Source organism: Enterococcus infantis, assembly GCF_049166715.1.
Lineage (GTDB): Bacteria > Bacillota > Bacilli > Lactobacillales > Enterococcaceae > Enterococcus_C > Enterococcus_C leclercqii.
In genome coordinates, this window is record NZ_JBMHFB010000011.1 from 26,431 (window position 1) to 39,248 (window position 12,818).

At 37.2% G+C, this 12,818-nt stretch carries 14 protein-coding genes; all 14 read left to right on the plus strand.

Annotation, left to right across the window (positions count from 1 at the left end):
- The first annotated feature begins 3 nt into the window (after positions 1-3).
- The 14 genes from ACOMA8_RS12695 (at position 4) to ACOMA8_RS12760 (ending at position 12,818) form a co-directional block, all read left to right on the plus strand.
- Positions 4-318, plus strand: a complete 315-nt coding sequence (locus ACOMA8_RS12695) for a YdcP family protein (protein ID WP_000421279.1) — start codon at positions 4-6, stop codon at positions 316-318.
- Between the two features lie 20 nt (positions 319-338).
- Positions 339-716: a YdcP family protein gene (locus tag ACOMA8_RS12700; protein ID WP_001234191.1), complete on the plus strand. Its 378-nt coding sequence runs from the start codon at positions 339-341 to the stop codon at positions 714-716.
- Positions 717-725: 9 nt separating this feature from the next.
- Positions 726-1,499 (plus strand): Mom family adenine methylcarbamoylation protein, encoded by a 774-nt coding sequence (locus tag ACOMA8_RS12705; protein ID WP_000185761.1) that lies wholly within the window; start codon positions 726-728, stop codon positions 1,497-1,499.
- Positions 1,500-1,520: 21 nt separating this feature from the next.
- On the plus strand, positions 1,521-2,924 hold the full coding sequence (locus tag ACOMA8_RS12710; RefSeq protein WP_333720055.1) for an FtsK/SpoIIIE domain-containing protein: 1,404 nt from the start codon (positions 1,521-1,523) through the stop codon (positions 2,922-2,924).
- A 181-nt stretch (positions 2,925-3,105) separates the two neighbouring features.
- Positions 3,106-4,290, plus strand: a complete 1,185-nt coding sequence (gene mobT / locus ACOMA8_RS12715) for a MobT family relaxase (protein WP_000426689.1) — start codon at positions 3,106-3,108, stop codon at positions 4,288-4,290.
- Positions 4,287-4,577: a hypothetical protein gene (locus ACOMA8_RS12720; protein ID WP_000055376.1), complete on the plus strand. Its 291-nt coding sequence runs from the start codon at positions 4,287-4,289 to the stop codon at positions 4,575-4,577. The genes mobT and ACOMA8_RS12720 overlap by 4 nt, the downstream gene beginning before the upstream one ends.
- Complete coding sequence (locus ACOMA8_RS12725) at positions 4,574-4,795, plus strand: hypothetical protein (RefSeq protein WP_001009054.1); 222 nt, start codon at positions 4,574-4,576, stop codon at positions 4,793-4,795. Before ACOMA8_RS12720 ends, ACOMA8_RS12725 begins: the two co-directional genes overlap by 4 nt.
- A gap of 59 nt (positions 4,796-4,854) precedes the next feature.
- Positions 4,855-5,616, plus strand: a complete 762-nt coding sequence (locus ACOMA8_RS12730; RefSeq protein ID WP_001565981.1) for an abortive infection family protein — start codon at positions 4,855-4,857, stop codon at positions 5,614-5,616.
- Positions 5,617-5,682: 66 nt separating this feature from the next.
- Positions 5,683-6,177 (plus strand): antirestriction protein ArdA, encoded by a 495-nt coding sequence (locus ACOMA8_RS12735; protein WP_000870467.1) that lies wholly within the window; start codon positions 5,683-5,685, stop codon positions 6,175-6,177.
- A gap of 55 nt (positions 6,178-6,232) precedes the next feature.
- Entirely contained in the window at positions 6,233-6,871 is a 639-nt protein-coding gene (locus ACOMA8_RS12740) for a DUF6037 family protein (protein WP_000248477.1), read from the plus strand.
- Between the two features lie 71 nt (positions 6,872-6,942).
- The gene (locus tag ACOMA8_RS12745) at positions 6,943-7,338 is read left to right on the plus strand and encodes a conjugal transfer protein (RefSeq protein ID WP_000723887.1); all 396 of its coding nucleotides are present in this window, start codon (positions 6,943-6,945) and stop codon (positions 7,336-7,338) included.
- Positions 7,322-9,775: a conjugal transfer ATPase TcpF gene (tcpF, locus tag ACOMA8_RS12750; protein WP_000331165.1), complete on the plus strand. Its 2,454-nt coding sequence runs from the start codon at positions 7,322-7,324 to the stop codon at positions 9,773-9,775. The genes ACOMA8_RS12745 and tcpF overlap by 17 nt, the downstream gene beginning before the upstream one ends.
- Entirely contained in the window at positions 9,772-11,799 is a 2,028-nt protein-coding gene (locus tag ACOMA8_RS12755; RefSeq protein WP_113845103.1) for a CD3337/EF1877 family mobilome membrane protein, read from the plus strand. Before tcpF ends, ACOMA8_RS12755 begins: the two co-directional genes overlap by 4 nt.
- Positions 11,796-12,818, plus strand: coding sequence for a bifunctional lytic transglycosylase/C40 family peptidase (locus ACOMA8_RS12760; protein WP_000768373.1), 1,023 nt, complete (start codon positions 11,796-11,798; stop codon positions 12,816-12,818). The genes ACOMA8_RS12755 and ACOMA8_RS12760 overlap by 4 nt, the downstream gene beginning before the upstream one ends.

Below are 12,818 nucleotides of genomic sequence, written 5' to 3' on the forward strand. Positions count from 1 at the left end.
AATATGGAACTTAAATATGTCATTCCCAATATGGAAAAAACATTTGGACAATTAGAATATGCTGGTGAAGGGAACATTGAACAACGTCGAATAAATGGCAGACCAACCATTCTCTCTCGTAGTTACAATTTATACTCAACGATTCAACGAGCAGATGATATTGTTGTCATTCTTCCCTCCGAAGCTGGCGAGAAACATTTTGAATCCGACGAAAAAGTCAAACTCATCAACCCACATATTACCGCAGAAGGTTATAAAATTGGCAATCGAGGATTTACCAATTACATTATGCACGCAGACGATATGGTGAAAGCATAAGAAAGGAAAGGTGAAAAAATATGAGATTAGCAGAAGGTATTGTGATTGAAAAAGACCAGACATTTGGCACATTGAAATTTTCCGCCTTGCGTCGTGAGGTTCGTATCCAGAATGAAGATGGTACGGTTTCCGAAGAAATTAAAGAACGTACCTATGACTTAAAATCAAAAGGACAAGGACGCATGATACAAGTCAGTATCCCCGCTTCTGTTCCTTTGAAAGAATTTGACTACAACGCAGAAGTGGAATTAATCAATCCTGTGGCAGATACCGTAGCGACGGCTACTTTTCGAGGGGCAGACGTTGATTGGTACGTGAAAGCAGACGATCTTGTATTAAAAGGACAGACAAAACCTCATCAGAAATATAAAAAAGAAGCGTCCGAAAGTGAAAAATAGGTGTTGCTTATGACAAACACACCATTGATTTTGAAAGAAATTCCGAAGGATGAAGCCATTTCTTTTATTCGGCAATACCATTATTCAAAGATACTCCCTAGATTGTGTAAATACTTTCTAGGGATTTTTTCAGAAGAAAAATTATTAGGCGTTGTGGAATTAGGCTGGGGTACGCAACCCCTACAAACCATACGCAAACTCTTTCCCGACAGTTCCCTTCAAACCACAGATTATTTAGAAATTGGAAAGATGTGTTTTCTTCCAGAAATGAATCAAACCAATTATTTTGGCAGTCAAGCTCTTTCAGCTCTAATTAAGTGGTTGAAAGAACATACGGACTGTCATTTTTTATATACACTGGCAGATGGAATTGAGGGAAAATGTGGCTATGTCTATCAAGCGTCCAACTTCTTTTACTGCGGGTATTTCAAGACAAGTGTCTATCGTGATAAGCAGTCATGGGAAAAGATACACCCTCGAAGTGCTCGCCTTTTATTAGAGGAAAATGCTCGCTTTGAACAGGTAGAGAAAAAGCATTGGCTTTCCCAGGCATTTTGCGAATACAAAGGGATTGAGAAAATCAATGGACGCATGTTTCGCTATCTCTATCCGTTGACAAAAGAAGCGAAAAAACTGTTAGGACACACTCTCTATCGACGTCATTATTATCCGAAAGAAAAAAATTTACGCTTTGAAAAGCGAATCGCTTATCAGAAATATGAAGCCATTTCTCAACCAACTTTTGATAAACAGGCTCGTATCTACAATACACAATTATTTTGATAGGTGGAAAGGAGGATTTTTATGCCATTGCTTCATGACAGAGGAGAGCGAATCAAAGCCAACGATAAGCACTTGGTCTATCATTTTGTACTAATTTCATTGCTGGTAGTTTTTCTAGTCGTCCTACTCCCTTTTCATTGGAGAGCGTTACAATCGGTGAACTGGCAAGCAGTTCAGTTAGATACATTTTTCTATCAACTTCATACGCCATACTTTTGGAGCAGTATTCTCACTGCTCTTTTTGTATGCGGACTTATCAGCTGGCTTTATTATCACTATCGTATAGATTCTATAAAACAGTTAGAGCACCGTCAAAAGTTAGCTCGTATGATTTTAGAAAATCATTGGTATGAAGCCGAAGAAACTCAATCAGAGGGATTCTTTAAAGATTTACCCAGCAAGAAAACCAAACAACGAATCCGCCATTTTCCTAAAATATATTATCGAATGAAAGATGGACTAATCCATATTCATGTAGAAATCACCTTAGGGAAATATCAAGATCAGCTTTTGCACCTAGAAAACAAACTAGAAACAGGATTGTATTGTGAATTAGTGGAAAAAACGTTGAAAGATTCTTATGTAGAGTATGTCCTACTTTATGATACTATTGGCAATCGAATTGGCATTGAAGACGTGGTAGCTCAAAATGGACGTGTCAAATTGATGGAATCGGTCTATTGGGAGTTCGATTCTCTCCCTCACATGTTAATTGCTGGGGGCACTGGTAGTGGAAAATCCTATTTTATTCTCACATTGATTGAATCTCTCCTGCATACAAATGCAAAGCTTTATATTCTTGACCCTAAAAATGCTGATTTGGCAGACTTAGGGGCGGTCATGAATAATGTCTATTACCGTAAAGAAGATATGTTGGCATGTATCAATCAATTTTACGAAGATATGATTGATCGCAGTGAAACCATGAAACAACACCCTAACTATAAAACAGGAGAAAATTATGCTTATCTTGGTTTGTCTGCCAATTTTCTTATTTTTGATGAATATGTGGCAATGATGGATATGCTAGGTCGTGAAAGTACCACCGTTATTCATAAACTCAAACAAATTGTAATGTTAGGACGACAAGCAGGCTTCTTTTTAATTCTTGCCTGTCAACGTCCAGACGCAAAATATTTTAGTGATGGGATTCGGGACAACTTTAACTTCCGTGTGGCTTTGGGTCGTATGTCTGAAATGGGCTTTGGTATGATGTTCGGAAGCGATACACAAAAACAATTTTTCTTAAAACCCATCAAGGGAAGAGGTTACGTGGATACAGGAAAAAGTGTGATTAGTGAGTTTTATACACCCCTTGTACCAAAAAGGTACGATTTCTTAGGAGAAATAGGAAAAGTCATTCAAAAAAAGCAATCTGAGCCTGTACCGCACGAAGTGAAAGGTACAGGTTCAGACTTGCTTTGATTGGTGTGGCGTTAGCCACGCCAATCCTTTAGCCCCCTCTATCTAACAGGGGGGCACAAATACAACTGAAAACAGGCAATTCTCATCAACCAATGTTGATGGTACAAAGGATTGCGGAAAATATGAAAGGTGTAAACTCAAGGGTCATAGTTTACATCTTTTTTAGATTGGAGGTTTGCGAATGGAAAACGAAAAAATTTGGATTAAGGAATTGAAAGAAAAGCGACTGGCTTATGGCGTTTCTCAAAATAAACTGGCGGTTGCTTCTCATATTACCAGACCTTACCTATCGGATATTGAAACAGGCAAGGCAGTCCCTACTCAACAGGTGAAAGAAGATTTACTGAACGCTTTGGAACGCTTCAATCCCGATAACCCATTGGAGATGTTATTCGACTATGTACGGATTCGATTCCCTACCAATGATGTGGCTCAAATTATCGGTGAGGTTTTACGTTTGAATATGGATTATATGCTACACGAAGACTTTGGCTATTATTCTTATCCCGAACACTATCGTTTCGGTGATATTGTTGTCCTAGTCTCTCATGATGTAAGTAAAGGTGTTTTATTAGAACTGAAAGGAAAAGGCTGTCGGCAATTTGAAAACTTTCTATTGGCTCAACATCGGAGCTGGTATGATTTCTTTCAAGATTGCATGGAACATAAAGGTATTTTCAAACGCTTGGATTTAGCTATCAACGATAAAACAGGGATTTTGAATATTCCAGATTTGGCAAAGAAATGTAAACAGGAAGAATGCATTTCCGTCTTTCGAAGCTTTAAAAATTATCGCAGTGGTGAATTGGTTCACCGTGATGAAAAACCATACATGGGAAACACACTTTATATTGGCTCATTAAAAAGTGAAGTCTATTTCTGTATATATGAGAAAGATTATGAGCAATACGTGAAAAATGATGTTCCCTTAGAAGACGCAGAAGTAAAGAATCGGTTTGAAATTCGGTTAAAAAATGACCGAGCCACCCAAGCCATGAAAGATTTATTGGCACATCAACAGGCGGAAAAAACAGCCTTTGAAATTATCAATCGCTATATCCGCTTTGCAGATAAAGACGACACTAAACGTCGGAGTGATTGGAAAACTAATGAACGTTGGGAATGGTTTATCGGTAAAAATCGTGGAGCATTACGCCTAACCACACAGCCAGAGCCTTATTCTTTTGAACGAACATTGAACTGGTTACATCATCAAGTCGCCCCTACATTAAAAATCGCAAGCATTTTAGATGTTCTCAACGGTACAACCATTATCTCCACCATGATTCAGGAAGCCAAACTGACAGAAAAACATGAGAAATTAATTGAACAACAACATCTAGCCATGGAGGATTTGATTACATGAGCCTTTTAACAAAAGAATTAAAGAAGTTAGGGTTTCAGTGTGGCATTGAGTTTCAAGCGTATATACAAAATACAGGGAAATATACGTCTCTCATTATTGAGGGAAAACGGCAAGCTGGTGATACCATCTATACCTATGATTTTTACAAGGTGAGATTTTATAATAATTATACCAATCGAGTAACCGTCTATGGAGAGCATTTAACCCCTTTTCAATTATTAAGGCGTGTAAAAAGCTATATCTATTATCGAGAAAAATATCTTAAGGAAAGGAGGACAATCACATGAATTTTGGGCAGAATTTGTACAACTGGTTCTTGGATAATGCACAGTCATTGGTATTGTTAGCGATTGTTGTCATTGGACTGTTTTTAGGTTTTAAACGAGAATTTTCAAAACTCATTGGCTTCTTGATTATTGCTCTAATCGCCGTCGGACTTGTGTTCAATGCAGCTGGCGTGAAAGATGTGTTATTAAACTTATTTAACCGAATCATTGGTGCTTAACAGATATTTTTCATGATAAAATAGGAAGTATATATTTTGTTATGAAAGGATTTATGAATATGTTTACAAATGATCAATTTAAATCTCTTTTAATTAAAACATTAGAAAGAAAGAGCTCTTCAAATTATTATGAAGGAGGTAACGAGATTGTTTCTAAAATGAAAATATCAGAGGTAACTTTAGATGAGACTGACGATTTTACTTATTATAAAGGATATAAAAAGGGCTGGAATACGCTTTGCACATATCTTAAAATAAGAGTTCCTTTTGATGATTTAGACTTTTTTGAAAGTCATAAAGATTTGATTACCCAGACAGCAAGCTCCATATATGATAAACAAGGTGATAATGTATTAGTGGATACTATTTTAGTACCACTTCCAGAGAATTACGAAGTAATTAACTTTAGTCAGTTGAAAATTAGTGATGTGGTTTCACAAGCTATTGAAGACGCTGAGTCTTTTATGAGTAATGGTGAATATCAACGTGCCTTTGACAGAGTTCACACTGCTTTTCATGGATATTTAATTGAAATACTAAAAAAATATGAAATTACAGTTCCTAGAGACGAAAATCTATCTAAATTATATAGTAGGATACAACAATTAATTGAAAAAGAAATTCAACCTACTGAACTTGCTGATATAGTGAAGACAACGATAAGGTCATCAAATGGAATGATTAGCTCTCTTAATGAAGCAAGAAATAGGCATTCACTTGCACACCCTAATACAAATATTATTGGAAAGAGAGAAGCAAAACTAATAATAGGTATTTCAAGTACAGTTACAGATTATATTAGCGGATACCTTGATAAGTAGCGTCATTAACTGATTGCTACTTTTTTTATGACTATTTTTATAAAAAGGATGTGATAAGAATTGGAAATGAAAGTCTATGTGGCAAATTTAGGACGGTATAATGAAGGTGAATTAGTCGGAGCATGGTTTACTCCACCAATTGATGAGGAAGAAATGGCAGAAAGAATCGGTTTAAATGAGGACTACGAAGAATATGCAATACATGATTTTGAGCTTCCTTTTGATGTGGACGAATACACGCCGATTAGTGAAATCAACCGTCTATGTGAAGCCATTCAAGAAATCGAAGGTACACCTATTTATAATGAACTCAAAGAAATTCAAGGCATGTGGTTTAGTAGCTTGGAAGAATTACTGGAAAACAAAGAGGATATTCATTGTTATAGTGATTGTGATTCGATGGAAGATGTCGCCCGTTATTACGTGGAAGAAACAGGACAGCTTGGTGAAGTCCCTTCCAATTTACAAAATTATATTGACTACCAATCTTTGGGACGTGATATGGAAATAGAGGGTAATTACCTAGTTACCTCTCATGGGGTATTTGAATATTGTCAGTAAGTTTAACAATCCGTGTTATAATTAAATTAATAAATAGCACGGAGAGGTATAAATTATGGTAAATGTATTTGAAAATCTTAAACTATTAAAACTAGACATGAAAGATAAAGGCTGGGTGATAGATTCCTTTTACTTTCGTTACAAACAGCAAAATTATATTGTACTTGTTAAGCTATTTGAAAAAGAGGAAAAAGTTCCAGAATATGCTCTGTTAAAACTAGAATTTTTAAAGGAAAACGATTTTTCAGATATGCTAGCTGTCTATGCTAATTCGGTAAAATTATATACAGACACGAAAACAATAAGAGAATATTTTGGTATCGAATACAGTAGTAACTTGGGAGATGTTTTATTTCAATTTAGCCAAACTCTTGCTCGATTTATTCCGACAGAAGTTAGTGAGAAGAAAAATGAAGACCAAAAAGAAGCCATGTGTTTCTCATTAAGTCAAAGTGATTCAGAAGATCCCAGAAAAAAATATTGTTTTTCAGTTAGAAGAAATCCTTTAAAGGGAAATGGTGAGCTGGGAAAACGAAGTCCTTTTAATGACAATAAAACGAGATTGTATAGACCCAGCTTATATGAACGATTAGGGTCAGATACCAATTTAAGTTTCAGATATTCAATGAATCCAGATGATGAAGAAACTGATGAAGGTATTATTGCAAAATGGACAAAAAATAAAATTGAATAGTTAAAGCATTGAAAGAGCAATCACCTATTTTGATTGTTCTTTTTCTATTTTTACGGAAAGGACGTGAAGACATGAAAAAAATAAGAAGTTACACCAGTATTTGGTCAGTAGAAAAAGTGATTTATGCGATTAATGATTTACAACTCCCTTTCCCAATTACCTTTACGCAAATGACATGGTTTATCGTTTCTTTGTTTGTCGTCATACTCTTTGGCAGTTTACCACCACTTTCTCTGATTGACGGAGCACTACTCAAATACTTAGGGATTCCCATTGTTCTCACTGGGTTCATGTGCCAAAAGACCTTTGACGGAAAGAAACCCTATGGATTTCTAAAGTCTATCATTACCTATGCTCTACGCCCTAAAGTAACCTACGCTGGCAAACAAATACGATTAAAAAAAGAAACAATGAATGAATCGATTACGATTGTAAGGAGTGAACAACTAGATGGCATATCCGATTAAATATATGGAAGATAATCTCGTATTTAATCATGATGGCGAAGTATTCGCTTATTATGAATTAATTCCCTATAATTACAGTTTTTTAAGTTCCGATGAAAAAATTCAAGTTCATGATAATTTCTGTCAATTGATTGCCCAAAATCGTGATGGCAAGATTCATGCTCTGCAACTAGCAACCGAATCAAGTATTCGAGCCACACAGGAACAATCGAAAAAAGAAATCACTGGACGATTAAAAGAGATAGCTTACGAAAAAATAGATGAACAGACCGAAGCGTTAATTTCTATGATTGGTGACAATCAAGTAGACTATCGCTTTTTTATTGGTTTTAAACTCTACCTCAATGAACAGGAAGTATCCGTAAAAAATGTTGGGAAAGAAATTCAAAAAGCATTTGCGGAATTCTTTCATGGTGTGAATCACAAATTAATGGGCGATTTTGTTTCTATGCCTATGGCGGAAATCGAACGCTTTTCTAAGATGGAACAGTTGTTAGAAAGTAAATTATCCAGACGCTTTCAGATTCGTAAATTGGAGAAAGATGATTTTGGTTATATTATTGAACATCTTTACGGGCAAACAGGTGTCCCTTTTGATGACTACGACTACCATTTACCGAAACGATACGAAGATAAAAAAGTGTTGGTAAAGAAATACGATATTCTCAAACCCACTCGCTGTTTAATCGAAGAAAATCAACGCTATTTACGGATTGAACAGGAAGATACCACTACTTATGTGGCGTATTTTACAATTAATAGTATTGTTGGTGAATTGGATTTCCCTAATAGTGAAATTTTTTATTACCAGCAACAGCAGTTTACTTTCCCCGTTGATACCAGTATGAATGTTGAAATTGTCGCCAATAAAAAAGCCTTATCTACCGTTCGCAATAAAAAGAAAGAACTGAAAGATTTAGATAGCCACGCATGGGAAAGCGACAACGAAACCAGTACTAATGTGGTGGACGCTTTAGAATCTGTCGATGAATTAGAAAGTAATTTAGACCAAACCAAAGAATCTATGTACAAACTAAGCTATGTGGTACGGGTATCAGCAAAGAATTTGGACGAGCTGAAACAACGTTGTGATGAAGTAAAAGATTTTTATGATGATCTGTCTATCAAATTAGTACGACCTTTTGGCGATATGCTAGGCTTGCATAATGAATTTATTCCCTCAAGCAAGCGATATATCAATGACTATATTCAATATGTCACGTCGGATTTTTTGGCTGGTCTTGGTTTCGGTGCTACACAAATGATTGGTGAAAATTCTGGTATTTACGTCGGTTACAATCTCGATACAGGCAGAAATATTTATCTCCAACCTAGCCTTGCAAGTCAAGGAATTAAAGGCTCTGTAACAAATGCATTAGCGTCCGCTTTTATTGGTTCATTAGGTGGCGGAAAATCATTCTCTAACAATATGCTGGTCTATTATTCAGTACTCTTTGGCGGACAGGCAACCATTGTTGACCCAAAAGCTGAACGTGGTGAATGGAAAGAAACCTTACCTGATATTGCCCATGAAATCAATATTGTTAATCTCACGAGTGAGAACGACAATAAAGGGTTACTTGACCCTTATGTGATTTTAAAACTCCCGAAAGATTCAGAAAGCCTTGCCATTGATATTCTCACGTTCTTAACAGGTATTTCCAGCCGAGATAGCGAGAAGTTTCCTGTCCTGCGTAAAGCTATTCGGAGTGTAACTCAAAGCAAACAACGAGGGTTGTTATTGGTGATTGATGAATTGCGAAAAGAAGATACGCCCATCAGCAATAGTATTGCTGACCATATCGAAAGCTTTGTCGATTATGATTTTGCCCATCTGTTATTCAGTGATGGCAGTGTCACCCAATCCATTAGCTTGGAAAAACAACTCAATATTATTCAAGTGGCAGATTTGGTCTTACCCGATTCCAATAGCTCTTTTGAAGAATACACTACCATGGAATTATTAAGTGTGGCAATGCTGATTGTCATTAGTACCTTTGCTTTAGACTTTATCCACTCTGACCGTTCCATTTTTAAAATTGTTGACCTTGATGAGGCTTGGAGTTTTTTACAAGTGGCACAAGGAAAAGCTCTATCTATGCGATTGGTTCGAGCAGGACGTGCCATGAATGCAGGGGTCTATTTCGTTACTCAAAACGCGGACGATTTACTAGATGAAAAGATGAAGAATAATATTGGCTTGAAATTTGCCTTTCGTTCCACTGACCTAGTGGAAATCAAAAAGACCTTAGAATTTTTTGGTGTGGACAAGGAAGATGAAAACAATCAGAAACGCTTACGTGAATTAGAAAATGGACAATGTTTAGTTTCAGACATCTATGGTCGTGTAGGGGTTATGCAGTTTCACCCGATTTTTGAAGAGTTGCTTCATGCCTTTGATACCAGACCGCCTGTGCGAAATGAGGTGGAAGAATGACACAAAAACAAAAGAAATTTCTTCACTATAGTTGGATAACGCTCCTTTGTGTGGGCGTTATTTTACTTTTATTAGGCACGCTGGGCAATGCAGTACAAGCGACAGGCTTAGTTGATGAAACCATTGATACAAGCAATGAATACTCCAAGTATGGTTTGAATCAATATCAGCTTGATTATTATGTGGACAATAGCTGGGGCTGGCTTCCATGGAATTGGAGTGATGGCATAGGACAATCGGTGATGTATGGATTGTATGCCATTACTAATTTTATTTGGACAATTTCTCTTTATCTATCGAACGCCACAGGTTATTTGGTGAAAGAAGCCTATGCCTTAGATTTCATTAGTCAAACATCCCAAGCAATTGGCGAAAACATGCAGACGATTGCAGGCATTACACCGAATGGCTTTTCCAGTTCAGGGTTTTATGTCGGTTTCCTCCTTCTTTTTATTCTCATTGTTGGAATCTATGTTGCCTATACAGGATTGGTTAAGCGAGAAACGACGAAAGTGATACGAGCTGTTTTAAACTTTGTCGTGGTGTTTATTCTATCGGCTTCCTTTATTGCGTATGCACCCGATTATATTGCGAAAATCAATGATTTTTCCAAAGATGTCAGTACCGCCAGTCTGAATATTGGGACAAAAATTGTTCTTCCTAACACGGATAGTCAAGGGAAAGACAGTGTGGACATGATACGTGACAGCTTATTCTCTGTTCAAGTAAAGCAACCATGGCTATTGCTTCAATATGGCTCCACTGATGTAGAAGCGTTAGGGGAAGAACGTGTGGAAAGTTTATTGTCTACCAGTCCAGATACAAACAATGGTGAAGATAGAGAAAATGTAGTGATTGAAGAAATTGAAGATCATGACAATACCTATTTAACCCTACCGAAGACGATTTCCAGATTAGGAACAGTCTTCTTTTTGTTTGTATTCAATATTGGTATCTCGATTTTTGTTTTCCTTCTAACAGGAATCATGATTTTTTCGCAAGTGCTATTTATTATTTTCGCTATGTTTTTGCCAATCAGTTTCCTATTAAGTATGTTGCCGAGTTTTGATGGCATGGGCAGGCATGCCATTACCAAGTTATTTAATGTGATTATGACAAGGGCTGGTATTACCTTGATTATTACCGTTGCCTTTAGTATTTCCACTATGCTTTATTCGCTGTCAGCAAGTTCTCCCTTTTTCATGATTATGTTTTTACAAATTGTGACCTTTGCAGGGATTTATTTTAAACTGGGCGATTTAATGAGCCTATTCACTTTACAAAGCAACGACTCTCAAAACATGGGCAGACAAGTGTTTCGCAGACCTCGTCAAATGATGAATCGACAAACCAGAAGATTTCAACGCAGTATGAGTAAGATTTTTCGTGGAAAAGCAGGGTCAACGAAGCAAAAGACAATGACAACAAAGCAGAATCAAACCAATAAAGCTAACCATACTCGTCAAAATGAACGGACTACACCAAAGAAAGAAACAGCACTTTCCAATGTGAAAAAGCAACAAGGCGGTATCGGGCAACGATTAGGTGAAAAGACAGCCCATGTATTGGACACGAAAAATCGTCTAGTCAATAAAAGAAAGCAGGCAAAACAACAGATACAGGCGACACCAACCCATGTCAAATATGCCCTTCATCAAGGAAAAGAGAATGTCACTCATAATGTAACAGACTTTAAACAATCTATGGCAGATACCAAAGCTCAACGCAAACAACAGCGTATGAACCAGCAGGAGCAAAAACGAAAGAACATTGCTCAAAAGCGTTTGGAGCTGGATAAAGCAAAAGAAAAAAGACGAAAAGAAAACCCATCATCTCCTGTTCAGAATAACCAGCAGCATGTTCGCAAGCGTCAGCAAACCGTCACGCCTGTTTTGTCACAAAACACTAAAGGTGAAAATCATCAGCGACCATTGAAAAAAGAGCAAAAACAAAAGACACCACCGAAGCAATTCAATCAGAGGAAGCTAAATAAAAGAACGGATAAGCGAGGACAACAAACATGAAGCTAAAAATAACAGTGATTTGTAGTGTGGTCTTCTCTCTCTTCTTTTTTCTCTTATTATTCCTAGTCATTTTCTTTGCAGATGATACGGACAGTGGCGAAAACAACAAGGATTCTTCTATTCCACAAGGCGGTGTGACCGTTTCACCAGAAGTGTTGGCACACCGTCCGTTGATTGAAAAATATGGTAAGGAATATGGGATTGAAGACTATGTTTCTTATATCTTAGCCATTATGCAAGTGGAATCGGGCGGTACAGCAGAAGATGTTATGCAAAGTTCCGAATCTTTGGGTTTACCGCCCAACAGTTTGAGTACCGAAGAGTCCATCAAACAAGGGGTTAAATATTTCAGTGAATTATTAACCAGTGCAGAACAACAAGGAGTGGATATAGATTCTGTTATCCAATCTTATAATTATGGCGGTGGCTTTTTAAATTATGTGAGGAGTCATGGGAAAAAATATACCTATGAATTAGCCGAACAGTTTTCTAAAGAGAAGTCGGGTGGTCAAAAAGCAGACTATCCCAATCCTATAGCCATACCTGTGAATGGTGGTTGGCGATATAACTATGGAAATCAGTTTTATGTTCAGTTGGTTTCACAATACCTAACCGACACTTCCCCAACAGAATTTGATGATGAAACCGTGCAAGTCATTATGGACGAAGCCTTGAAATACGAAGGGTTTCCCTATGTCTTTGGAGGGGCGTCGCCTACCACCTCTTTTGATTGTAGTGGCTTAATACAATGGGTGTATGACAAAGCTGGCATTTCTCTCCCTCGTGTCGCCCAAGATCAGTATGACGCTACGCAAGAAATCTCTATGGAAGAAGCCCAAGCAGGCGACCTTATCTTCTTTCATTCAACCTATAATGCAGGCACATATGTGACTCATGTGGCGATATATTTAGAGGGAAATCGCTTTTATCATGCAGGCGACCCAATCGGTTATGGCGACTTAAGCAGTCGTTATTGGCAAGACCATCTGATTGGGGCTAGACGTGTTATTCATAACTAA